General features: G+C 69.6%; 21 protein-coding genes. 15 read left to right on the forward strand and 6 right to left on the reverse strand.

Going from position 1 to position 24401, the window contains the following annotated elements:
* The first annotated feature begins 1 nt into the window (after position 1).
* The 10 genes from C693_RS0105555 to C693_RS0105600 all read left to right on the forward strand — a co-directional run bounded on the left by C693_RS0105555 (position 2) and on the right by C693_RS0105600 (position 11128).
* On the forward strand, positions 2 to 769 hold the full coding sequence (locus C693_RS0105555) for a class I SAM-dependent methyltransferase (RefSeq protein ID WP_017461258.1): 768 nt from the start codon (positions 2 to 4) through the stop codon (positions 767 to 769).
* Positions 770 to 773: 4 nt separating this feature from the next.
* Positions 774 to 1811, forward strand: a complete 1038-nt coding sequence (locus C693_RS0105560; protein ID WP_017461259.1) for a quinone-dependent dihydroorotate dehydrogenase — start codon at positions 774 to 776, stop codon at positions 1809 to 1811.
* Positions 1801 to 2847 (forward strand): UDP-N-acetylmuramate dehydrogenase, encoded by a 1047-nt coding sequence (gene murB, locus C693_RS0105565; RefSeq protein WP_017461260.1) that lies wholly within the window; start codon positions 1801 to 1803, stop codon positions 2845 to 2847. The genes C693_RS0105560 and murB overlap by 11 nt, the downstream gene beginning before the upstream one ends.
* A gap of 92 nt (positions 2848 to 2939) precedes the next feature.
* Positions 2940 to 3062 (forward strand): hypothetical protein, encoded by a 123-nt coding sequence (locus C693_RS24360; RefSeq protein WP_277813080.1) that lies wholly within the window; start codon positions 2940 to 2942, stop codon positions 3060 to 3062.
* A gap of 26 nt (positions 3063 to 3088) precedes the next feature.
* Entirely contained in the window at positions 3089 to 3181 is a 93-nt protein-coding gene (kdpF, locus tag C693_RS22940) for a K(+)-transporting ATPase subunit F (protein WP_017461262.1), read from the forward strand.
* Entirely contained in the window at positions 3178 to 4953 is a 1776-nt protein-coding gene (gene kdpA, locus C693_RS0105580; protein ID WP_017461263.1) for a potassium-transporting ATPase subunit KdpA, read from the forward strand. The genes kdpF and kdpA overlap by 4 nt, the downstream gene beginning before the upstream one ends.
* 3 nt (positions 4954 to 4956) lie before the next feature.
* A complete protein-coding gene (gene kdpB / locus C693_RS0105585; RefSeq protein WP_017461264.1) occupies positions 4957 to 7029 on the forward strand; it encodes a potassium-transporting ATPase subunit KdpB in 2073 nt (690 codons plus the stop codon).
* Positions 7030 to 7055: 26 nt separating this feature from the next.
* Entirely contained in the window at positions 7056 to 7859 is an 804-nt protein-coding gene (locus tag C693_RS0105590; protein WP_017461265.1) for a TorF family putative porin, read from the forward strand.
* A 13-nt stretch (positions 7860 to 7872) separates the two neighbouring features.
* Positions 7873 to 8448 carry a potassium-transporting ATPase subunit KdpC gene (kdpC, locus tag C693_RS0105595; protein ID WP_017461266.1) on the forward strand — a complete coding sequence of 192 codons (576 nt, stop codon included), beginning with the start codon at positions 7873 to 7875 and terminating at the stop codon, positions 8446 to 8448.
* Positions 8449 to 8458: 10 nt separating this feature from the next.
* Entirely contained in the window at positions 8459 to 11128 is a 2670-nt protein-coding gene (locus tag C693_RS0105600; RefSeq protein WP_017461267.1) for a sensor histidine kinase, read from the forward strand.
* On the opposite strand, the gene C693_RS0105605 is transcribed toward C693_RS0105600, so the two are convergent.
* On the reverse strand, positions 11129 to 11884 hold the full coding sequence (locus C693_RS0105605; protein WP_017461268.1) for a Bax inhibitor-1/YccA family protein: 756 nt from the start codon (positions 11882 to 11884) through the stop codon (positions 11129 to 11131).
* 48 nt (positions 11885 to 11932) lie between these two features.
* Entirely contained in the window at positions 11933 to 13198 is a 1266-nt protein-coding gene (locus tag C693_RS21145) for an MFS transporter (protein WP_052329353.1), read from the reverse strand.
* Positions 13199 to 13316: 118 nt separating this feature from the next.
* Between C693_RS21145 and C693_RS0105615 the strand changes: the two genes are divergently transcribed.
* The 3 genes from C693_RS0105615 (at position 13317) to C693_RS0105625 (ending at position 18308) form a co-directional block, all read left to right on the forward strand.
* Positions 13317 to 14162, forward strand: coding sequence for an AraC family transcriptional regulator (locus C693_RS0105615; RefSeq protein WP_017461270.1), 846 nt, complete (start codon positions 13317 to 13319; stop codon positions 14160 to 14162).
* 16 nt (positions 14163 to 14178) lie between these two features.
* Complete coding sequence (gene ppk1 / locus C693_RS0105620) at positions 14179 to 16338, forward strand: polyphosphate kinase 1 (protein WP_017461271.1); 2160 nt, start codon at positions 14179 to 14181, stop codon at positions 16336 to 16338.
* Positions 16339 to 16586: 248 nt separating this feature from the next.
* Positions 16587 to 18308 (forward strand): sensor domain-containing diguanylate cyclase, encoded by a 1722-nt coding sequence (locus tag C693_RS0105625; RefSeq protein WP_100243650.1) that lies wholly within the window; start codon positions 16587 to 16589, stop codon positions 18306 to 18308.
* 24 nt (positions 18309 to 18332) lie between these two features.
* On the opposite strand, the gene C693_RS0105630 is transcribed toward C693_RS0105625, so the two are convergent.
* The 4 genes from C693_RS0105630 to C693_RS0105645 form a co-directional block, all read right to left on the reverse strand.
* The gene (locus C693_RS0105630) at positions 18333 to 20600 is read right to left on the reverse strand and encodes a thiamine pyrophosphate-dependent enzyme (protein ID WP_017461273.1); all 2268 of its coding nucleotides are present in this window, start codon (positions 20598 to 20600) and stop codon (positions 18333 to 18335) included.
* Positions 20601 to 20642: 42 nt separating this feature from the next.
* Complete coding sequence (locus C693_RS0105635; RefSeq protein WP_017461274.1) at positions 20643 to 21149, reverse strand: hypothetical protein; 507 nt, start codon at positions 21147 to 21149, stop codon at positions 20643 to 20645.
* On the reverse strand, positions 21146 to 21688 hold the full coding sequence (locus C693_RS0105640; protein WP_017461275.1) for a GNAT family N-acetyltransferase: 543 nt from the start codon (positions 21686 to 21688) through the stop codon (positions 21146 to 21148). The genes C693_RS0105635 and C693_RS0105640 overlap by 4 nt, the downstream gene beginning before the upstream one ends.
* A 178-nt stretch (positions 21689 to 21866) precedes the next feature.
* A complete protein-coding gene (locus tag C693_RS0105645) occupies positions 21867 to 23036 on the reverse strand; it encodes an acyl-CoA dehydrogenase family protein (RefSeq protein WP_017461276.1) in 1170 nt (389 codons plus the stop codon).
* 167 nt (positions 23037 to 23203) lie between these two features.
* Here C693_RS0105645 and lexA point away from each other — a divergent pair, with 167 nt between their 5' ends.
* Both lexA and imuA read left to right on the forward strand, forming a co-directional pair.
* Positions 23204 to 23818: a transcriptional repressor LexA gene (gene lexA / locus C693_RS0105650; RefSeq protein ID WP_100243651.1), complete on the forward strand. Its 615-nt coding sequence runs from the start codon at positions 23204 to 23206 to the stop codon at positions 23816 to 23818.
* A 3-nt stretch (positions 23819 to 23821) separates the two neighbouring features.
* Positions 23822 to 24401, forward strand: a 580-nt coding sequence (gene imuA / locus C693_RS0105655; RefSeq protein ID WP_017461278.1) for a translesion DNA synthesis-associated protein ImuA, incomplete at its 3' end; no start/stop codon positions are given.

The raw sequence follows: 24401 nt of genomic DNA on the forward strand, positions 1-24401 counted from the left end.
CATGTCCGAACTGCGCAGCACCGAGCGCTTCAGCGACCGCGTCGCCGACTACGTGCGCTACCGGCCCGACTATCCGGTCGCGCTGGTCGACTGGCTGCATCGCGAACATGGCGTGGACGCCTCCTGGGACGTGGCCGATGTCGGCGCCGGCACCGGCATTTCGGCCCGGCTGTTCCTCGACGCGGGCCACCGCGTGACCGCGGTCGAACCGAATGCTCCGATGCGCGCGGCCGCCGAACAGTGGCTGGGCGACAACCCGCGCTTTCGCGCCGTCGACGGCCGTGCCGACGCCACCGGCCTGCCCGATGGCAGCGTCGCGCTGATCGTGGTGGCGCAGGCCTTCCACTGGTTCGACGAAACCGCTGCCCGCCGCGAGTTCGCGCGCATCCTGCGCCCGGGCGGCCTGGCGGCGATCGTGTGGAACTCGCGTCGGCTCACCGGCGCGCCGTTTCTGGAAGGCTACGAGGCGCTGCTCCAGCATTACGGCACCGACTACACCAGCGTGGCCGAGCGCTACGCCGACGAATCGCGCATGCGCGCGTGGTTCGGCAGCGGCTTCCGCGGCGCGGGGCGCTTCGACCACGGCCAGAAGCTGGATTTCGACGCGCTCAAGGGCCGCCTGATGTCCTCCTCCTACGCGCCGCAGGCAGGTCATCGGCAGCACGCGCCGATGATCGAAGCCCTGCGTACGCTGTTCGACGCCACCGCGATCGACGGCCGCGTCGATTTCACCTACGACACCCGCGTCTACGTGGGCACCCTGAGCTGACCGCATGTACCGAACCCTGCGCCCCCTGCTGTTCGCGCTTGCCCCCGAAACCGCCCACGGCCTGACGCTGTACGGGCTCGACGTCGCCCATCGCAGCGAACTGCTGCGCTTCGTCGCCACGCCACCGGCAGATTTCCCGGTGGAGGCCTTCGGCCTGCGCTTTCCGAACCCGGTCGGCCTGGCGGCGGGCCTGGACAAGAACGCCGATCACCTGGACGCGCTCGGCGCGCTGGGTTTCGGTTTCGTCGAGGTCGGCACCACCACTCCGCGCCCGCAGCCGGGCAACCCGAAGCCGCGGATGTTCCGCCTGGCCGCGCACGAGGCGATCATCAACCGCCTCGGCTTCAACAACGACGGCGTCGACGCGCTGGTGCGCAATGCCGAGAAGTCGCCGTATGCCGGCGTGCTCGGCATCAACATCGGCAAGAACAAGGACACCCCGAACGAGAAGGCGGTGGACGACTATCTGTTCTGCCTCGAGCGCGTCTACGCGCGTGCCAGCTACGTCACGGTGAACATCTCCTCGCCCAACACCCAGGGCCTGCGCGACCTGCAGGAAGAGGAAACCCTGCGCCGCTTCATCGGCACCCTGCGCGAGGCGCAGGAGCGGCTGGGCGCGCAGCACGGCGCGCGCAAGCCGATGCTGCTGAAGATCGCGCCGGACCTGGCCGAAGCCGAGCTCGACGCCATCGCCGAGGTGCTGCTGGCCAGCGGCGTGGACGGCGTGATCTGCACCAACACCACGATCGACCACAGCGCGGTGGCGTCCGACCCGCAATGGCAGGAAGCCGGCGGCCTGTCCGGCCGGCCGCTGATGGCGCGCGCCACCGCGGTGCAGCGCGGCATGGCCGAGCGGCTGCAGGGCAAGGTAGGCATCGTCGGAGTGGGCGGCATCCTCGACGGCAGCGATGCCGCGACCAAGCTCGACGCCGGTGCCTCGCTGGTGCAGGTCTATTCCGGCCTGATCTACCGCGGCCCGGCGCTGATCGCCGAATGCGTCGACGAGATCCGCCGCCAGCGCGGAGGCGCCGATGGCCGCTGAGCGCATCGACATGGGCGGCTATACGCTGATCGAGAACGCACCGCTGGCCCGCCGCAACACGCTGCGGGTGGCGGCGAAGGCCCGACTGCTGGCGGAGATCCGCGACGCCAGCAAGCTGCCCGAGCTGCTCGACTTCCCCGCCGTGAAGCAGGGTCCGCTGCTGGTGCTCGGCGAAGGCAGCAACGTGCTGTTCGCCGGCGACTTCGACGGCACCGTGCTGGCGATGGCCACGCAGGGCGTGCAGGTGGAGGACGACGGCCGCATCGTGCGGCTGGCGGTGGCCGCCGGCGAGCGCTGGGACGACTTCGTGCGCTGGACCCTGGGCCAGGGCATCGCCGGGCTGGAGAACCTGATCCTGATCCCCGGCACGGTCGGTGCCGCACCGATCCAGAACATCGGCGCCTACGGCACCGAGGTGGCCGAGTTCATCGACAGCGTGGAAGCCTGGGACACCCGCGAGCGCCAGGTGGTGACGCTGGACCACGGCGCCTGTGCCTTCGGCTACCGCGACTCGCTGTTCAAGCGCGAGCCCGGCCGCTACGTGGTCACCGCCGTGCGCTTCGCGTTGCCGCGTACCCGCGAGCTGCGGCTGGACTACGCCGGCATCCGCGAGGAGCTGGCGCGCATGGGCGTGGACAAGCCCGCGCCGTTCCACGTGGCCGAGGCGATCATCCACCTGCGCACGCGCAAGCTGCCCGACCCGGCGGTGATCGGCAATGCCGGCAGCTTCTTCAAGAATCCGATCGTCGACGCCGCCACCGGCGAGGCGCTGAAACGCGAACACCCCGAGCTGGTCGCCTGGCCCACCGCCGACGGCCGCTGCAAGCTCTCCGCCGCCTGGCTGATCGAGGCGGCCGGACTGAAGGGTTATCGCGAAGGCGATGCAGGGATCTCCTCGCGCCACGCGCTGGTGCTGGTCAACCACGGCCAGGCCACCGGCCGCGAACTGTGGGCGCTCGCCAGCCAGGTGATCGCCAGCGTGGAAGCCACCTTCGGCGTGAAGCTGGAGCCCGAGCCGCTGGTCATCGGCGCCTGAGCGCGCGCGGCCGCCCGGCCGCGTGACTTTTTACGCGATCTATATGGGGTAGCGATTTTTCGCTACCCCTTTCTTATGCGCCGGTTTCGAGAATGCGCACCGTCACCTCGACGGAGCCTTCTCCCGTGGACATCCCCTATCTCCTGCTGATCGCCGCCCTGGCCGCCCTCACTGGCGGTCTGGTTCGCCTGTGCGAGCGGCTCGGCCGCCGCTGAGCCGTCATGCACCGAAGGAACCTGCCATGACCGCCCTCTACATCCTCGCCACCGTGCTCGCGGTGGCCGTCACCGGCTACCTGTGCGTGGCCCTGCTCAAGCCGGAGTGGTTCGAATGACCGCCAACGACTGGCTCCAGATCGGCCTGTTCCTGGGCCTGCTCCTGCTGCTCGCGATCCCGCTGGGCAGCTACATGGCGCGCGTGTTCGCCGACACGCCGAACCGCGTCACCCGCCTCGGCGGCGGCATCGAACGCGCGATCTACCGCCTGTGCGGCATCCGTGCCGACGAAGACATGGGCTGGCAGCGCTACACGCTGGCCATGCTCGCGTTCAACCTGGTCGGCCTGCTCGTGGTCTACGCGCTGCAGCGCTGCCAGGCGTGGCTGCCGCTCAACCCGGCGCACCTGCCCGCGGTCTCCGCCGACTCGTCGATGAATACCGCGATCAGCTTTGCCAGCAACACCAACTGGCAGGGCTACGGCGGCGAATCGACGATGAGCTACCTGACCCAGATGCTCGGCCTGGCGGTGCAGAACTTCCTCTCCGCGGCCACCGGCATCGCCGTGCTGGTGGCGGTGATCCGCGGCTTCGTCCGCAAGAGCGCACAGGGCCTCGGCAACTTCTGGGTCGACCTGACCCGCAGCACGCTGTACGTGTTGCTGCCGCTGTCGCTGCTGCTGTCGCTGGCGCTGGTCTCGCAGGGTGTGGTGCAGAACTTCCATCCCTATGCCGAAGCCACGCTGGTCCAGCCCACCCACATTACCGAGACGGTCAGGGATGCCGCCGGGGTGGCGCACGCGCACGACGTCGCGGTGACCACACAGACCCTGCCGATGGGTCCGGCCGCCTCGCAGATCGCGATCAAGCAGCTGGGCACCAACGGCGGCGGCTTCTTCGGCGTCAATTCGGCGCATCCGTTCGAGAACCCGACACCGCTGAGCAACCTGCTGGAGATGCTGTCGATCCTGCTGATCCCGGCGGCGCTGTGCCTGACCTTCGGCCGCATGGTCGGCGACCGCCGCCAGGGCCGGGCGCTGCTGGCGACCATGCTGGCGATCTTCGTGCCGCTGCTGATCGCCTGCACCGCCGCCGAACAGGCCGGCACGCCGCTGCTCGCACACCTGGGCGTGGACCAGCACGCCAGCGCGCTGCAGGCCGGCGGCAACATGGAGGGCAAGGAGACGCGCTTCGGCATCGTCGATTCGACGATCTGGGCGACCGCCACCGCCGCCGCCTCCAACGGCTCGGTCAACGCGATGCACGACTCGTTCACCCCGCTCGGCGGGCTGGTGCCGATGTGGCTGATCCAGCTCGGCGAGGTGATCTTCGGCGGCGTCGGCTCCGGCCTGTACGGCCTGCTCGCGTTTGCCGTGGTGGCGGTGTTCATCGCCGGCCTGATGGTCGGGCGCACCCCCGAGTACCTCGGCAAGAAGATCGAGGCGCACGAGATGAAGATGGCCTCGATCGCCGTGCTGATTCCCTGCGCGCTGGTGGTGATCGGCACCGCCATCGCGGTGATGGCACCGGCTGGCGTGGCCGGTGTCGCCAACCCCGGCGCGCACGGCTTCAGCGAGATCCTCTACGCGCTCAGCTCGGCCTCCAACAACAACGGCAGCGCGTTCGCCGGCCTCTCCGCCGACACGCCGTTCTGGAACGTGCTGCTCGGCATCTGCATGTTCCTGGCGCGCTACCCGCTGATCGTGGCGATGCTCGCCATGGCCGGTTCGCTCGCCGCCAAGCGTCGCGTGCCGCCGTCGGCCGGCACCCTGCCCACCCACACGCCGCTGTTCGTCGCGCTGCTGGCCTGCGTGGTGATCGTGGTGGGCGCGCTCACCTTCCTGCCCGCGCTGGCGCTCGGGCCGATCGTCGAATCTCTTTCGGGGCACTGATCCATGACTTCGCATACCCAGGCGAGCGTGCGTTTCGACCGCGAGCTGGTGCTCGACGCCGCCGCCGACGCCTTCCGCAAGCTGTCGCCGCGGCTGCAGTTCCGCAATCCGGTGATGTTCGTGGTGTTCCTGTGCAGCCTGCTCACCACCGGGCTGTGGCTGCAGGCGCTGACCGGCCACGGCGAGGCGCCGACCGGCTTCATCTTCGGGGTGAGCCTGTGGCTGTGGTTCACCCTGCTGTTCGCCAACTTCGCCGAGGCGCTGGCCGAAGGCCGCGGCAAGGCCCAGGCCAACGCGCTGCGCAGCACGCGCCGCGCGGTGCCGGCGAAGAAGCTCGCCGCGCCGCAGCGCGGCGGCGCGGTGACGGTGATGTCCTCGGCTGATCTGCGCGTCGGCGACGTGGTGCTGGTGGAAGCCGGCGACATCCTGCCCGGCGACGGCGAGGCGATCGTCGGCGCGGCCAGCGTCAACGAGGCAGCGATCACCGGCGAATCCGCGCCGGTGATCCGCGAGGCTGGCGGCGATCGCAGCGCGGTCACCGGCGGCACCGAGCTGCTGTCGGACTGGCTGGTGGTGCGGATCACCCGCAACCCGGGCGAGAGCTTCCTCGACCGCATGATCGCGATGGTCGAAGGCGCCGCGCGGCGCAAGACGCCGAACGAGATCGCGCTGACCATCCTCTTGGCCAAATTCACCCTGATCTTCCTGCTCGCCTGCGCGACGCTGCTGCCGTACTCCATCTACAGCGTGCAGGCCGCCGGCAGCGGCAGCCCGATCACCCTTACCGTGCTGGTGGCGCTGCTGGTGTGCCTGATTCCGACCACGATCGGCGCGCTGCTGTCGGCGATCGGCATCGCCGGCATGGACCGGATGATCCGCGCCAACGTGATCGCCACCTCCGGCCGTGCGGTGGAAGCGGCCGGCGACGTCGACGTGCTGCTGCTGGACAAGACCGGCACGATCACCCTGGGCAACCGCCAGGCAGTCGCCTTCCTGCCCGCGCCGGGCATCGACGAACGCGTCCTGGCCGAGGCGGCGCAGCTGGCTTCGCTGGCCGACGAGACGCCCGAGGGCCGCAGCGTGGTGATGCTGGCGCGCGAGCGCCATGGCCTGGCGGCGCCCGAGCGCGAGCAGGCCATCGGCGAGTTCGTGCCGTTCACCGCGCAGACCCGCATGAGCGGCGTGGACCTGCCCGACCGCGTCATCCGCAAGGGCGCCGTCGACGCGGTGGAACGTTACCTCACCGCATCCGGAAGCACGCTGCCGGCGGCGGTGAAGCGCGCCGCCGAGGAAGTGGCCCGGCGCGGCGCCACGCCGCTGATCGTCGCCCAGGGTCCGCTGGCACTCGGCGTGATCGAGCTGAAGGACATCGTCAAGGGCGGCATCAAGGAACGCTTCGCCGAGATGCGCGCGATGGGCATCAAGACGGTGATGATCACCGGCGACAACCCGCTCACCGCCGCCGCGATCGCCGCCGAGGCCGGCGTGGACGACTTCCTCGCCGAGGCCACGCCGGAAGCCAAGCTCGCGCTGATCCGCGAGATCCAGGCCGAGAACCGGCTGGTGGCGATGTGCGGCGACGGCACGAACGACGCGCCCGCGCTGGCGCAGGCCGACGTCGCGGTGGCGATGAACAGCGGCACGCAGGCGGCGAAAGAGGCCGGCAACATGGTCGACCTCGATTCCAACCCGACCAAGCTGATCGAGATCGTGGCGATCGGCAAGCAGATGCTGATCACCCGCGGCGCGCTGACCACGTTCTCGATCGCCAACGACATCGCCAAGTACTTCGCGATCATTCCCGCCGCCTTCGCCAGCACCTACCCGGCGCTCAACGCGCTCAACGTGATGCACCTGGCCACGCCGCGCAGCGCGATCCTGTCGGCGGTGATCTTCAACGCGCTGATCATCGTGTTCCTGATTCCGTTGGCACTGAAGGGCGTGGCCTACCGCGCGCTCGGCGCCGGCGCTCTGCTGCGGCGGAACCTGCTGGTGTACGGGCTGGGCGGCATCGTCGTGCCCTTCCTCGGCATCAAGCTGATCGACCTTTTGCTGGTGCTGCTCGGCCTTTCCTGAGCGCCCCTTTTTTCCGGAGCCTGTCCATGTCTCGCCTTCGTGCCGCTACAGCGGCCCTGTCCCTCTTCGCCGGCATCGCCGTCGCCCACGCCGGCGACGCGACACCGGTCAGCGGCAACCTCGCCGTGACCTCCGACGACCTGTTCCGCGGCCTCACTCAGACCTGGGGCCGCCCGGCCATCCAGGGCGGCGCCGACTACGCCAACCCGAACGGCTTCGCCGCCGGCTTCTGGGGTTCGAGCATCAGCGAGCGCAGCTATCCCGGCGGCGCGATGGAGCTGGATCTCTATGCCAGCTACGGCCGCGCCATCGACGCCGACTGGTCCTGGCGCGTGGGCCTGTACGGATACGTGTATCCCGGCGCCAACCTCGACCGGGCCGGCCTGCCGCATCGCTCGCTCGACACCGCCGAGTTCAACGCCGCGCTGGGCTGGAAGCAGTTCACGCTGAAGTACAACCGTGCGCTCACCGACTACTTCGGCGTCGATACCGAACAGGGCTATGCCGGCGACTCCAGGGGCACCAGCTACCTGCAGCTCGATGCCACGTTCCCGCTGGCCGACGCCTGGAGCCTGGCCCTGCACGCCGGCCACACGCACTACACCACCGCACTGGCCGCGCCGCTGACGAACGGTGCGCGCGATCCGGGCTACAGCGACGTCGGCGCCACGCTGAAAGTCCAGCTCGATCCGCACTGGTCGCTCAGCGGCGGCATCACCCACGCCACCAACGCGGCGTTCTATCGCCACACCAGCAGCTTTCTCGACGCCAGCGACACCCGCAACGTGGGCGGCACGCGCGGCTTCGTGATGCTGCAGGGCACGTTCTGACCGGAGGTCTGCCATGTTCAAGCTGCTGCGCGCTTCCCTGCTCATGCTGCTGGTGATGACCGTCATCACCGGCGTGCTCTATCCGCTCGCCGTCACCGGCGTGGCCCACGTGGCATTTCCGCATCAGGCCGACGGCAGCCTGATCGTGCGCGACGGGCACGTCGTCGGTTCGCGGCTGATCGGCCAGCCGTTCGACGATCCGCGCTACTTCTGGGGTCGCCCCTCGGCCACCTCGCCGCAGCCGTACAACGGCGCGTCGTCGTCCGGCTCGAACCTCGGCCCGACCAATCCCGCACTGGCCGATGCCGTGCGCCAGCGCATCGCGGCGCTGCGCGCGGCCGATCCCGGCAACATGCAGCCGGTGCCGGTGGACCTGGTCACCGCGTCAGGCAGCGGCCTGGACCCGGAGATCAGCCCGGCGGCGGCGCAGTACCAGCTGGCGCGCGTGGCGCGCGTCCGTCATCTCGACGTGGCGCAGGTCCGGCAGCTGGTCGCGGCGCATACGCAGGGCCGCTGGCTGGGCCTGTTCGGCGAACCGCGGGTCAACGTGCTGGCGCTGAACCTGGCGCTGGACGCCACCTCGCACTGAGTTCACGAGCATGACCGACACGCCCCGCGACGCCCGCGCCGACGCCCTGCTGCAGGCCGTGCAGGACGATGCGCGCGCGGCCGGGCTGAAGATCTTCCTCGGCGCCGCGCCCGGCGTCGGCAAGACCTTCGCCATGCTCTCGGCCGCGCGCGAGCTGCGGCGCCAGGGCGTCGACGTGGTGGTAGGACTGGTCGAAACCCACGGCCGCGCGGAGACCGCCGCGCTGCTGGAAGGCCTGGAGCTGCTGCCACGGCGACCGGGCGAGCGCCACGGCGGTCGCCCGATGGACGAATTCGATCTCGATGCCGCGCTGGCGCGCCACCCCACTGTGCTGCTGGTCGACGAGCTGGCCCACACCAACCTGCCCGGCGGACGGCATGCCAAGCGCTGGCAGGACATCGCCGAATTGCTCGACGCCGGCATCGCCGTCTACACCACGCTCAACGTGCAGCACCTGGAGAGCCGCAACGACCAGGTGCGGCGGATCACCGGCGTCGCCGTGCGCGAGACCGTGCCGGACGCGTTCCTCGACCGCGCGCGCGACATCGTGCTGGTCGACCTGCCGCCACGCGAGCTGATCGACCGGCTCAAGCAGGGCAAGGTCTACGTGCCGGAGACCGCCGCCGCCGCGCTCAATGCCTTTTTCTCACCGGGCAACCTGGCCGCATTGCGCGAGCTGGCGCTGGAGACCATCGCCCATCACGTCGACAGCGACCTGCGCGACCACATGCTGGCGCGCGGCAGCGCGATGACCGTGCGACGGCGGGTGATGGCGGCGATCGACGGCCACGGCCAGAGCGAATACCTGGTGCGCGTGACGCGGCGTATCGCCGAGCGACGCGGCGCGCCGTGGAGCGTGGTGTTCGTCGATACCGGCGCACCGCTGGAGCCGGAGCGTCGCGAGCGGCTGGACGCCGCCATGCGCCTGGCACAGCGGCTCGGTGGCGAACCGGTGACGCTGCGCGGCCAGGCCATCGCCGACGAACTGCTCGCGCATGCCGACCGCGAAGGGGTCGGCCAGATCCTGATCGGGCGCACGCGCGAGCGTCCGCTCGCGCGGCTGCTCGGCATCTCGCTGACCCAGCGCCTGATGCGCCGCGGTGCGCACATGGAGCTGACCATCATCGCCACGCCGGCCGAGCGGGTGCAGGCGCGGCGAAGGGCACGGCAGCCGGTACGCACCGCATCGAGCGGCGCCTATGGCTATGCCACCGCGGTGATCGCAGCCGCCTTCGCGCTCGCCTTCGTCGCCAACACCTGGCTGGGCGTCGCCAACCTGTCGCTGATCTTCCTTACCGCGGTGCTGGTGGTCGCGGTGCGCTCGCGCATGGCGGTGGCCGTGTATGCCGCGCTGCTGTGCTTCCTGGGATACAACTTCTTCTTCACCGAACCGCGCTACACACTGCGCATCAGCCATCCGGACGACGTGCTGGCGGTGGGCCTGTTCCTGCTCGCGGCGCTGGTCTGCAGCCGGCTGGCGACGCGCCTGGCGACCCAGGTCCGTTCGCTGCGTATCGCGCAGGTGCACGCACGTGCGCTGCTTGGCCTGGGTCAGCAGCTGACGGCCAGCGCCGATGCAGGCGGCGCGCGACAGGCCGGTGCACGCGCCATGGCCACCGCGCTGGACGCCGAGGTGGCGATCCTGGCGCGCAGCGCCGACGGGCAACTGCAGGTCGCCCATGCCGCTCCCCGCGCCATCCAGCTGTCGCCCCAGGACATGGCGGCAGCCGACTGGTGCGAACGCCACCACGAGCCGGCCGGCCGCTTCACCGACACCCTGCACGGTGCCAGCGGCTGGGCGCTGCCACTGGCGGTGGACGAGCACCGGCTCGGCGTCGCCTTCGTACGCCTGCCGACGGACGCGAAGCTGGACGCGGAACGCCGGCGCCTGGCGCTGGCCATGGCGCAGGATCTGGCCCGCGCGCTCGAGCGCGCCCGGCTCGCCGACGAACTGGAGGGCGCCCGCGTGCAGGGCGAGACCGAGCGCCTGCGCAACGCCCTGCTGTCGTCGGTCTCGCACGACCTGCGCTCGCCGCTGGCAGCGATGATCGGCGCCGCCGGCACCCTGGTGTCGTATCGCCGCCAGTTGCCGGACGAAGAGCTCGACCAGTTGCTGCAATCGATCCTCGGCGAGGGACAGCGGCTGGACCGCTATATCCAGAACCTGCTCGACATGACCCGGCTGGGCCACGGCACGCTGACCTTGAATCGCGACTGGATCGCCGCCGACGACATCGTCGCTTCGGCCGTTGCCCGGGTGCGCAAACTGTTTCCCGAGCTGCGCCTGCAGGTGCACGGCACGCCGGAGCCGGTGCTGCTGCACGTGCATCCGGCGCTGATCGAGCAGGCGCTGTTCAACATCCTGGAGAACGCCGCGCGGTTCTCGCCGCCAAACGAAGCGGTGCGCGTGGAAGCCCACGCCGCGAACGACCAGCTGACGATCGACGTGAGCGATCGCGGCCCCGGCATCCCGGAGGACGAACGCGCACGGATCTTCGACATGTTCTACTCGGTCGCGCGCGGCGACCGCGCCCCGCAGAGCACCGGCATGGGCCTGGCGATCTGCCGCGGCATGATCGGCGCCCATGGCGGCAGCGTCGAAGCGCTGCCGGGCGACGGCCGCGGCACCACCATCCGCATCACCCTGCCGGTGCCCCCGGCACCGGCAGCGGACGGCTGATCAGCGCCGCGCCTTGGACAGCAGGCGCAGGATCTCCAGGTACAACCACACCAGGGTCACCATCAGCGCGAACGCGCCGTACCACTCCATGTACTTCGGTGCGCCCTGCGCGGCACCGCGGTCGATCAGGTCGAAATCCAGCGTCAGGTTGAGCGCGGCCAGACCCACCACCAGCAGGCTGAAGCCGATGCCCAGCGCGCCGGACTCGTGGATGAAGGGAATCTGGATGTGGGTGAACGCACGCAGGCCGATATCCACCAGATAAAGCAGCGCGATGCCGCCGGTGGCCGCCACCACGCCGGTGCGGAACTTGTCGGTGACCTTGATGATGCCGGTGCGGTAGAGCGTCAGCATGACCGCCAGCACGGCCAGGGTGAGCATCACCGCCTGCAGCACGATGCCGGCGTAGCGCAGTTCCATCATCGCCGACAGCCCGCCCAGCGCGAAGCCTTCGGCGATGGCGTACAGCGGCGCGGTGATGCCTGCCCAGCGGGGAGCGAAGGTGGTGACCATTGCCAGCACGAAGCCGACGATGAGCCCGCCCCACAGGAACGGCGACACGGCGGCCACGGCCTGGGCGAGGTTGCCGCCGGCCGCGGCATCGAGGAAGCGGTGCCAGGTGAAGCTGCCGGTGACCACGATCAACAGCAACAGCAGGCCGCTCTTGGCGATGGTGCCGTTCATGGTCATCCGCTCGCCTTCGGCGAACAGTCCCTGGAACGTCTTTTCCTGCAATACCGGGTTGCCCGTGCGCATCTGGATCTCCTGAGGGATGCCACGGTCCGCGTGGCGACAGCTGCGATCCTAGCGCACCATTTCGTCGCCAGGCCTGCTGTTCGAGGCGTCCGGCCGCCCCGGTTCGGGCAGCAGCACGGTGATCAGGCCCATCAGCGGCAACCAGGCGCACAGGCGGTACACGTAGTCGATGCCGTGGGTGTCGGCCAGTCGCCCCAGCACGGCGGCGCCGATGCCACCCATGCCGAAGGCCAGCCCGAAGAACAGCCCCGACACCATGCCCACGCGCCCGGGAATCAGTTCCTGCGCGTAGACCAGGATTGCGGAGAACGCCGAAGACAGCACCAGCCCGATCGCCACACTGAGCACGCCGGTCCAGAACAGGCTGGCGTGCGGCAGCAACAGGGTGAACGGCGCCACGCCGAGGATCGACACCCAGATCACCCGTTTGCGACCGATGCGGTCGCCCACCGGACCGCCGATCAGCGAACCGGCCGCCACCGCGAACAGGAACACGAACAGGTGGGTCTGCGCGTTCTGCACCGACACGCCGAACGTGTGGATCAGATAGAAGGTGTAATAGCTGCTGATGCTGGCCAGGTAGAAGTACTTGGAGAACACCAGCAGCACCAGCACCGCGATCGCCCCTGCCACCTTGCCCCGCGGCAGCCCGACGGCCGGTGCCACCACGAGCGCGCGCCGCGTGATCTGGTGGTGGCGGTACCAGCGCCCCACCCGCACCAGCACGGCCAGCGCCAGCAGCGCCGCGAGCGCGAACCAGGCGACGCTGCCACGCCCATGCGGAACGATGATCCACGCGGCCAGCAACGGTCCCAGCGAGGTACCGGCGTTGCCGCCGACCTGGAACAGCGACTGCGCCAGTCCGAGCCGTCCGCCGGAGGCGGCCCGCGCCACGCGCGAGGATTCCGGATGGAATACCGAGGAGCCGGTGCCCACCAGCGCCGCGGCCAGCAGCAGCGTGGAGAACGCCGACGCATCGGCGAGCAGCAGCAGGCCGCACAGGGTGAAGCCCATGCCGACGGGGAGCGAATACGGCATCGGACGACGATCGGCCGCCAGCCCCACCATCGGCTGCAGCAGCGAGGCGGTCAGCTGGTAGGTCAGGGTGATCAGGCCGATCTGGCCGAAACTCAGACCGAACCCACTCTTGAGCAACGGGTAGATGGCCAGGATCAGCGACTGGATCATGTCGTTGAGCAGGTGCGCGAAACTGATCGCGCCGAGCACGGGGAACACCGGCCGGGACGGATCCGGCACGGCGACAGGGGGAGCTGCAGGGGCCACCTCGGCGGCCGGGACGACGCGGGTATCCATGGGGTAGGTGCGGGGGGCCGATCGTGGGGGAAGGCGGCCACTCTAGTGATGCGGGTGGCGGCCCGTGTACGCTTTCGGGTCATTCACCATCGAATCCGGGCCAAACCGGAGGCCCGCCATGCGTAATACCCGCGTCACCGCCTACGAAGACACGCCGCGCGACGTGGTGGCTACCGGCAACGACTATCTGCCGCACCGGGTCCTGCCCAGCCATTCGCACAAGCGCGGCCAGCTGCTGTACGCCGCCACCGGCGTGCTCACCGTGATCACCCGGGTGGGTGGCTGGGTGGTGCCGCCGTACCGGGCGCTGTGGATCCCGCCGGGCGTCGAGCACGAGGTGCGCATGAGCGGCGGGGTGTCGACCCGCAGCGCCTACGTGCTCCGCGACGCGGTACAGCGGCTCGGCCTGCCCGACCGCTGTCGGGTCATCCACGTCTCGCCGCTGCTGCACGCGCTGTTGATGGAGGCGGTGGACCTGCCGGCCGAGTATGCGCTGGAAGGGCGCGATGGGCGGGTCATGGCACTGCTGCTCGATGAGGTGGCGTCGGCACCGGAGCTGCCGCTCACCACGCCGCTCCCCGGCGACCCCCGGCTCGCCCGCCTGTGCCGCGCCCTGCTCGAGGCGCCCGCGCTGGAAATCGACATCGATGCCATGGCACACAAGGCCGGCATGAGCCGACGCAGTTTCACCCGACTGTTCCGCGCACAGACCGGCATGAGCTTCGCGCTCTGGCGGCAGCAGGCCTGCCTGCTCGCCGCGCTCGCCCTGCTCGGCCAGGGCCTGCCGGTCACGCGGGTGGCCGCCGAACTCGGCTACGCCAGCGCCAGCGCGTTCACCGCGGCGTTTCGCCGGGTACTTGGCGCGCCGCCCAGCCGCTACCTTCAGCCGGACGGGCGGACGGGCGCCGAAACCGCTACCGTCATGGCTCTGTCAATCAATCGCAGCAACATGTCCGGACGATGACGAAGCAGGTACGCCCATGACCCGACGCGACGCCCCCAAGCCCCGCCAGAAAGCGGCCTCCGCCGCGACTGCGGAGGTCGCGCCGGCGACTTCGGCGCCGGCGCCGGACCTGTCCGATCCGTCGCTGTACATCCATCGCGAGCTGTCGCAGCTGCAGTTCAACATCCGCGTGCTGGAGCAGGCGCTGGACGAGCGAACCCCGCTGCAGGAGCGGCTGAAGTTCCTGCTGATCTTCTCCAGCAACATGGACGAGTTCTTCGAGATCCGCGTCGCCGGCCTGATGGACCAGGTGGCGTTCGAGCACGAGCGGGTCGGGCCCGACGGCATCGCCCCGAAACAGGCACTGGGGATGATCAGTACCGCGGCCCACCAGCAGTACGCGATCCTCAACGAGCGCATCCTGCCGGCACTGGCCGAGGCCGGCATCCGCATCGTGCGTCGCCACGAGTGGACCACCCGGCAGAAGGCCTGGGTACGCAAGTACTTCCGGCATGAGGTCGCGCCGCTGGTCACGCCGATCGGCCTGGACCCGACCCATCCGTTTCCGCTGCTGGTCAACAAGAGCCTGAACTTCATCGTGCAGCTGGAGGGCGTGGATGCGTTCGGTCGCGATTCGGGCCTGGCGATCGTGCCGGCACCGCGCGTGCTGCCGCGACTGATCCGCCTGCCGGACGACATCTGCGAGGGCGGCGAGAACCAGGTGATGCTGTCCTCGGTGATCCACGCCCACGTGGACGAACTGTTCCCCGGCATGCAGGTGCACGGCTGCTACCAGTTCCGGCTGACCCGCAACGCCGACCTGGACATCGATGCGGAGGACGTCGACGACCTCGCCCGCGCGCTGCGCGGCGGCCTCTACACGCGCCGCTTCGGCGACGCGGTGCGGCTGGAGGTGGCGGACAACTGCCCGCGTACCCTGGTCGACTACCTGCTCAAGCAGTTCGGCCTGGCCGAGCAGGACGTGTACGAGGTGAACGGGCCGGTCAACCTGTCGCGACTGTTCAGCGTGGCCAGCCAGCCCGGCTTTCCGCAGCTGCAGTACCGGCCGTTCACCCCGGCGATCCCCAAGGCGCTGAAGAAGTCCGAGGACATCTTCGTCACCGTGGCGAAGCAGGACGTGCTGCTGCTGCATCCGTACGAGTCGTTCACCCCGGTGGTGGACATGCTGCGCCAGGCGGCGAAGGATCCGGCGGTGCTGGCGATCAAGCAGACGCTGTACCGCAGCGGCGCCAACTCCGAGATCGTCGACGCACTGGTCGACGCCGCACGCGCGGGCAAGGAAGTCACCGCGGTGATCGAGTTGCGCGCGCGCTTCGACGAGGAATCCAACCTCACCCTCGCCGCCCGCCTGCAGCAGGCCGGCGCGGTGGTGATCTACGGCGTGGTCGGCGTGAAGACCCATGCCAAGCTGATGCTGATCCAGCGCCGCGAGGGCAGCGAACTGGTGCGCTACGCCCACCTCGGCACCGGCAATTACCACACCGGCAACGCACGCATCTACACCGACTACAGCCTGCTCACCTCGGACCCGGCGCTGTGCGAGGACGTGCACAAGCTGTTCGGCCAGCTCACCGGCATGGGCAAGGTGCAGTCGATGAAGAAGCTGCTGCACGCGCCGTTCACCCTGAAGAAGACCCTGCTCGACCTGATCGCCCGCGAGACCGCGCACGCCGAGGCCGGCCAGCCGGCGCAGATCATCATCAAGGTCAACGCGGTGACCGACGCGAAAGTGATCCGCGCGCTGTACAAGGCCAGCATGGCCGGCGTGAAGATCGACCTGATCGTGCGCGGCATGTGCTGCCTGCGCCCGGGCGTGCCGGGCGTGTCGCACAACATCCGCGTGCGTTCGATCATCGGCCGCTTCCTCGAGCACAGCCGGGTGTACTGGTTCGCCAACGGCGGCAACGAGATGCTCTACCTGGCCAGCGCCGACCTGATGGAGCGCAACCTCGACCACCGCGTCGAGACCGGCTTCCCGATCGAAAGCAAGAAGCTGGTGCATCGGGTGCGCCGCGAGCTGGACCTGTACCTGGCGGACAACTGCAGCGCCTCGTTGCTGCAGGCCGATGGCAGCTACGTGCGCGCCCAGCCGTCGAACGCCCAGGCCCCGCGCAATGTCCAGCAGCAGTTGCTGGAGAAGCTCTGCGGCGTCGGCGCGCCGATCGTCCAGCCGTAACCGGGAGCGGCCGAATTCAGGCCGCGCTGCCGCGCAGCGCGGCGACTCCCGCGGAGAGGCTGGATGCCGACGCCGGCCCCGGCGTGCCGTCAACGCCAAAAATGTGATGTATGGCACGTTTCATGCTTTTTCTGTCCTGTGCCAGCCTTTCGGGTCAGTTATCGCGACGACCGGCAAAGGACTGGCCCAACCGCCGTCACGCCATCCCCTGGCGCGGGGCAGACCGTTGGGACAGGGACATGCAGCGCATGCAGGCAAAACCCGAGCACCACGGCCGCCGACGGCGGCTGCTGGCGCTCGTCCTTTGCCTGATCGGCCTGCTGCTTGCCGGGAGCGCCTCGGCAACATCATCGCTGGCCGGCAGTTGGCGGGATGTGCGAGAGGGCGACACGCCGGCCAAGCTGCTGGCCGAGTACCGCGATGGCGAACTCCAGCGCTTCGACCCCAACCTGCTGTTCCGTCTGCCAAAAGGCCCCCTGGGCACGTGGGTGGTCCTGGACCCGGGAACCTCCCCGGCGAAGGAGCAGCAGGTCCTCAGCATCTACCCGCCGCCCTTGGGCATGGTGACCTTTTACGGCCAGAACGGACACAACGTTTCACTGACGGTGGATGATTTCGGCCAGGGACTGCACGGCCACGGACGCCTGGCCCTCGTGCTCGGGCGCGATGCTCCGGTCGCCACGCCGCTGCTGCTGAAATTCGAACCCTCGGCGCGGATCGCCGCTCCGGTGAGCTTCCGCCTGCAGGACTGGAACCACTATCTCGTCGTCGATGCGCACTGGCTGGTATTCGCCAGCTCCTCCCTGGCGGTGATGCTGGCGATGGCGCTGATGGCGCTGTGTTTCGGGCTGATCCTGCGCGACCTGACCTTCGTCTGGTATGCGGCCTACCTGGTCTGCTACGCCGCGATCCAGGGCATCCAGACCGGCTTCGTCTACCACCCGATGGGCATGGACTGGCTGGCCGGGTTGTCGATCACGGTCGGTTCGGCGGCGGTGGCATTGTCGGTGGCCTTCGCTTCGCTGTTCATGACCCGCTTCTGCGAGCTGCACCGGTATGCGCCGCTGCTGCGCATACCGGTGCTGTCGCTGGCCGTGGGCATGGTCGCCGTGGTGCTTATGCGCTGCAGCCAGATCCCGTCGCTGGAAGGCATCGGACAGCTGCTGGTCAACCCGTTGCTCACGCTGGGGGCGGCCCTGTTGCTGCTCGCCTCGGTGATCGCTGCCGTGCGCGGTTCGCGCCATGCCTGGTTTTTCCTGGCCGGCTGGACACCGCTGCTGGTGCTCACCGCAATGACCAGCGCCCAGGTCAACGGCGCCCTACACGCCCTGCCCTGGCTCAACGATGCCGGACTTGCAGCAGGTGCCTTCGAAGCCATCGTGCTGTCGTTCGGTCTGGCGGACCGCGCGCTGCTGATCCGCCGCGACCGCGATCAGGTCCGCGTGCTGGCGGATCGGGACTCGCTGACCCAGTTGCTCAACCGGCGCGCCTGGCACGAAGCGGCGATCGTGGCGATGAGCGATCTGAGCGCGCGGCCGCAGGCGCTGCTGTTCCTGGATCTGGATCATTTCAAGAAGCTCAACGACAAGCGCGGACATGCCGCCGGCGACGAGGCGCTGGCCGCGGTGGCCGAGGCGCTGCGCCAGGAGCTGCGTCCGGGCGACCTGCTCGGTCGCTACGGCGGTGAGGAATTCGTCGCGCTGATCGATGGCGCGAACGCGGAAGAGGCCCTACTGGTCGCCACCCGCATGTGCCGTCGCGTGCACCGGCTGGAAATCCCGGTCGACGGCAACCAGCTTGCCCTCACGGTGAGCATCGGCGTGGCCATCCGGCGCGCCACCGACTCGATCGACAGCCTGGTGGCGCGTGCCGACCAGGCGATGTACGACGCCAAGATGGCCGGTCGCAACCGCGCCTGCCTGCAGCGACGGCCGGAAGAGCCGAACGTGCCGCGCCGGATGGCCGGCTGACCCAGCCCGTCCGGCGGACCGGCCTCAGGCCAGCGTGCGCGCCGCCGCCACCACGTCGGCCTCGCCCGGCAGCACCAGGAAGGCGGCGCCGGCCAGCGGGGTGAAGGTGTCGGCGCCGACCACGCGCGTCAGCGGCGTGGCGCCCAGGCCCGCCTCGACGATGGCGGTGATCACGCCCTCGCCCACGCCGGCACTCTTGCGGCCCTCGTCCAGCACCAGGATGCGCCTGGCGCTCTTCGCCTGTGCCGCGATGAAGGCGTCGTTGAGCGGCGCCAGCCAGCGCAGGTCGACCACCCGCACCTTCCACTTCAGCTCGGCCTCGATCGTGCGCGCGGCACGCAATGCCATCGGCACGCCGTTGCCGAAGGTGAACACCACCAGGTCGTCGGCGTCCTCGTGGTAGACGCGCCCCTCGCCCAGCGTCATCGCCTCGCCCGGCGCGGGATAGGCGAACTGCCACTGGCCGTCGCCGGCCTCGTACAGGTCCTTGGTCATGTACAGCGCGATCGGTTCGAGGAAGGCGCAGACGCGGCCGTCCACCCTGGCCAGCGCGGTCAGCGTGCGCAGCATCTTCGCCGCATCGTCGCCACGGCTGGGGCAGCCGACGACGAGGCCCGGGATGTCGCGCAGCGCGGTAATCGAGTTGTCGTTGTGGAAATGGCCGCCGAAGCCACGCTGGTAACCCAGCGAGGCGATGCGCATCACCATCGGGTTGCGGAACTGGTCGTTGGAGAAGAACTGCAGGCTCGATGCCTCGCCGCGGATCTGGTCGCCGGCGTTGTGGAAGTACGCCAGGTACTGGATCTCCGGCAGCGGCAGCATGCCCATGTTGGCGTAGCCCTGGGCCAGGCCGAGGATGATCGTCTCGTCCAGCAGCGTGTTGAACACGCGGGTGTTCTTGAACGTCTTGTGCAGGCCCTTGGTGACCGTGTACACGCCGCCCTTCTGCGCCACGTCCTCGCCGAACAGCAGCGACTCGGGGTACTTGGCCATGATGTCGTGCAGCGCCTGGCCGATCTGGATGGCCAGGTGCCGCGGCGGCTGGTTCTCCGGCAGCTTCGCCTCGCTGCCGAACGCCTTCAGCCGGGCCTCGGCGTAGTCGGCGCGCTCGGCCTCGGTCTTCACCTTGGCCGGCGAGTACGGCGCCAGCGGCGCCATCACGTCATCGAGGCGCTCCAGCTTGGGCCGGCGGTCGGCCTCCTCGGCGGCGGCGAAGCAGCGCTTGCGGGTCGCTTCGTAGAGGTTGAGCAGGTCGTCCTTCGAATACAGGCCGGACTCCAGCGCGATCGCCGCCGAACGCAGCAGCGGGTCGGTGGACTCCACCGCGACCAGTTCCTCGATCGAGCGCCACTCGATCTCGAAGTCGGTGCCGGCGTGGCCCATCACGCGGGTGGTCTTCAGGTGCAGGAAGGTCGGCCGGCGCGTGCGGCGGCAGTGCTCCACCGCGCGCTGCACCTGGGCATAGCCTTCGGCCAGGTCCAGGCCGTCGGCGAAGAAGTAGTCGAGGTCGGCGCGCGCCTGGTAGTTGCGGGCGACCCAGCCGGTCGGCGTCTTCACCGAGATGCCGATGCCGTTGTCCTCGCACACGAACAGCACAGGTGCCGGCAGCTTCTGATAGGCGGTCCAGCCCGCCGCGTTGAACGCGGTCTGCGCGGTGGCGTGGTTGCTGGACGCGTCGCCGAACGAGCAGATCGCGATGGAGTCGTCCGGGATCGGCAAGGTGTGGCCGATGCGGCGGGCATGGTCGATCGCGACCGCCGTGCCCAGCGCCTTGGGCAGGTGCGAGGCGATGGTCGAGGTCTGCGGCAGCACCCAGAGCGGCCTGGAACCCCACACCTTGTGCCGGCCGCCGGAGGCCGGGTCGTCCTTGCTGGCGGCGAACGACAGCGCCGAATCCATCACCGGGTCCATGCCCGGAAGCTTGCGGAAGCGCTCGGCCATGAAGCCGCCGGAGCGGTAGTGCAGGAACGCCGGATCAGTGTGACGGGTCAGCCGCGCCACCATCGCGTTGCCTTCGTGGCCGGACGAGCCGATGGTGTAGAACACCTTGTTCTGCACGCGCAGCACGCGCGCCATCAGGTCGAGATGGCGGCTGATCAGCTGCGACTCGAACAGCTCGCGGAAGCCGCGCGCGTCGAGCGCGCTGCCCGGCAACACCGGCTGGTCGTCGCGCGGCGCGGCGTGCACCTCGCCCTGCCACAGCTGCACGAACTCGGTGAAGTTCTGGTCGACGATCTCGGCGCGGTTGAAGCCCTTGTGGCGGGCGGTGATGGCGAACGGAATGGCGGTCATGGCGAAGTCGTCTGGGCGGTGAGAGTCGGCTGCGGTCAGCCGTCAGGAAGAGGCAACGATCGGCAATACGGACGGCGGCTGGCGCAGCTTGCGGAGGGCAACTGCGCGCGCGCGGTCCTTGTCGCGACCGAAGGATTCGAAGAGGCGGATCTGGTCGTCCAGCGAGGGAACCGGCACCGCCAGGCCCTGCAGGCCGACCAGCACCAGCCTGCCCGGCGACACCGGCTGCCAGCCGTCGCCGGCGTCGAGTTCCAGGTCGCCCATCACTTCCACCGGCAAGCCGGGGAAGCGGAAACGGGCGAAGTGCGAGCGGAAGCGGTCGCCGTCGGCGGGCACGTGGCTGTCGTCGCGACGACTGGCCCACTGCACCATCAATGCCTCGGCATCGGTGCGCGAAACCAGCACGTCGACATCGGCCACGCCCACGTCGGCGCCGAGCATCAGCGCCCCGGCGCTACCGATCACGCACCACGGCTCGATGCAGTGCACGTGCAGCTCGGGCACCAGTTCGGTGAGCGCGACGAACAGCGCGGGCGGCACGTGGCTCATGCGCGGCGGCGACGCCAGGCTTCGCGGCTCTGGCCCCACGCTTCCATGACCAGATCCTGGAACGGCTCCGGCAAGCGCGCCGGTCCGAGCACGGTGGAACCCAGCCGCCGGGCCACCTGCTGCGAGGCGAGGTTGTCCGGCGCGATGGTATGGATCACCTCGGTCCAGCCGAGATGGTCGAATGCCCAGTCGATCGCCGCGGTCGAACCCTCGGTGGCGTAGCCCTTGCCCCAGGCTTCACGCAGCAGGCCCCAGCCGACCTCGGTGCCGGGCCAACCCTCGGGGCACCAGGGGCCGAGCCGGCCGATCCAGCGCCCGCTGGCCTTCTCGATCACCGAGAACATGGCGTAGCCCTGGATCGCCCAGGCGCCGGCCATCGAGAGAAACCCGCGCCAGGCCACCGGCCGCGGCTGCGGCCCGCCGATGTGGTGCGAGCTCTCCCCGTCACCCATCAGTTGCGCCCAGCCTTCGAAATCCTCCGGCCGGGTCGGGCGCAGGATCAGGCGGTCGGTTTCGATGCGGAGGTCTTGCCAGCTCATGCTAGGGACACTCTGGCCCGGAATATCTGTTCGCCCTCACCGTCATTCCGGCGAAAGCCGGAGGCGCTTCATCAACCGCCGCACGGCTGGTCATCCAGCGTCTCTCCACCATGACGGCAAAGGCACTGGATCCCAGCTTGCGCTGGGATGACGGTGAGGATGGTCCTTGCACCAACCGTCAGAACGCGTTGATGCCGGTCAGTTCGCGGCCGACCACCAGCTGGTGCACGGTCTCGGTGCCCTCGTAGGTGATCACCGATTCCAGGTTCAGCGCGTGGCGGATCGCGGTGTGCTCGGTGGTGATGCCGGCGCCGCCGAGGATGTCGCGGCACTCGCGCGCGATGTCGATGGCCATGCGGCAGTTGTTCCACTTGGCCAGCGAGACCTGGGTCGGCTGCATCTTGCCCGCGTCCTTCAGGCGGCCGAGCTGCAGCGACAGCAGCTGCGCCGAGGTGATGCGGCGGGCCATGTCGGCCATCTTGATCTGCACCGCCTGGTTGGCGGACAGCGGACGACCGAACAGCACGCGCTCGGCGGTGTAGTCGAGCACTTCCTTCAGGCAGGCCTGGGCGGCACCGATCGGGCCCCAGGTGATGCCGTAGCGCGCCTGGGTCAGGCAGCCCAGCGGCCCCTTCAGGCCCTTCACGTTGGGCAGGCGGTTGGCCTCCGGCACGCGCACGTTGTCGAAGAACAGCGCGCTGGTGACCGAGGCGCGCAGGCTCATCTTCTTGTGCACTTCCTGCGCGGTGAAACCCTGGCTGTCGGTCGGCACGATGAAGCCCTGGATGCCGTCCTCGGTCTGCGCCCAGACGATCGCGATGTGCGCCAGGTTGCCGTTGGTGATCCACATCTTGGCGCCGTTGATGACCCAGTCGCCGCCGTCCTTCTTCGCGTTGGTCTTCATGTTGGCCGGATCGGAGCCGCCGTGCGGCTCGGTCAGGCCGAAGCAGCCGATGATCTCGCCCGCCGCCATCTTCGGCAGGTACTGCATCTTCTGTTCTTCGGTGCCGTAGGCGTAAATCGGATACATGCACAGCGAGCTCTGCACCGAGGCGAAGCTGCGCAGGCCCGAATCGCCGCGCTCCAGCTCCTGGCAGATCAGTCCATAGCTCACGCCGTTCATGCCGGCACAGCCGTACTGCTCCGGAATGGTCGCGCCGAGCAGGCCCAGCGAGGCGATCTCCGGGATCAGTTCCTTCGGGAAGCGGCCCTGGTCGAAGCAGTCGCCGATGATCGGCAGCACCTTTTCGTCGACGAAGCGGCCCACTGCATCCTGCACCATGCGCTCCTCGTCGGTGAGCAGCGAGCGGACGTCGTACAGGTCGAGCGGGTCAAGACGGGCAGCCATGCAGCCTCCAGCGGGTCGAATGATCCGGCCATTCTAGCCTGCGCCGCCGGCTTCCGGCGATGACGCGCCGCCGCATGCCACCGCCGTCGCAGGCCCTGAGAGCGCCGGCGGTTCCACTGCCCTCCCCCGGCTTGGCAAGTTGCCCGACAGGTGGAATGATTTACACCATGAACCTTACCGATCGCCAGGCCGAGATCCTCGCCGTCCTGCACCGCCACGCGGCCGCCGAAGGGATGCCGCCGACGCTGCAGGAAATCGCCGCGGCGGTCGGCATCGAACATATCAACGCGGTGGCCAAGCACCTGCGCGCACTGGAGGCCAAGGGCCACATCGAGCTGCTGCCAAACCGGGCCCGTGGCATCCGCCTGCTGGATGCGCCAGCGCCGGCAGCGGTCGACGACCTGCTCGCCCTGCCCCTGCTCGGCCGGGTCGCCGCCGGCCGGCCGATCGACTCGGATGCAGGGGCCGAGCGCGTGCTGCGGCTGGACCCGGCCCTGTTCCGGCTGCGCCCGGACTATCTGCTGCGCGTGCAGGGCGACTCGATGCGCGACGACGGCATCCTCGACGGCGACCTGATCGGCGTGCACGCCACGCCCGAGGCCCGGCACGGCCAGACCGTGGTGGCCCGGGTCGGCGACGGCTTCACGGTGAAGCGGCTGCATCGCAAGGGTCGCCAGCTGTACCTGCTGCCGCGCAACGCCGACTACACCGCGATCGTCCCCGACCCGCGCGAGGACTTCGCCATCGAGGGCCTGTTCGCCGGCCTGATCCGCCCGGGCTGAGCCATGGGCGAACCACGCTTCCTGTCACCGTTGCTGGAAAGCCGCCGGGTCTGGCACGGCCGTGCGCAGCCGGCACCGGCCGACGGCATTCCCAGCGGCTGGCCGACGCTGGACCAGGCGCTGCCACAGGGCGGGTGGCCGGCACATGCGCTGAGCGAGATCCTGCTGCCGGCCGACGGCGTGGGCGAGCTGCAGCTGGTGCTGCCGGCGCTGGGCCGGCTGGCCACGCGTGAGCGTCCCGTGCTGGTGGTGGCGCCGCCCTACCTGCCCGGCGTCGCCGGCTGGTCGGCACGCGGCGTGGACATGCGCCACGTGCTGGTGGTGCGCGCCGCCGGCAACGAAATCCTGTGGGCGATGGAACAGGGCCTGCGCAGTGCCGCCTGCGGCGCGGTGCTGGGCTGGCCCGGCGAGGCCGACGACCGCGCGCTGCGCCGCCTGCAGGTCGCCGCCGATACCGGTCGTACGCCGGCCTTCCTGTTCCGCGACCACCGTCACGTCCAGCACGCCTCACCGGCCGCCTTGCGCATCGAACTGGAAACCCGGCCGCAGCCGCAGTGGCGGGGACGCAAAAGCCGCGGCGGGC

This window comes from Dyella ginsengisoli LA-4, assembly GCF_000334915.1.
Classification (GTDB): domain Bacteria; phylum Pseudomonadota; class Gammaproteobacteria; order Xanthomonadales; family Rhodanobacteraceae; genus Dyella_A; species Dyella_A ginsengisoli_A.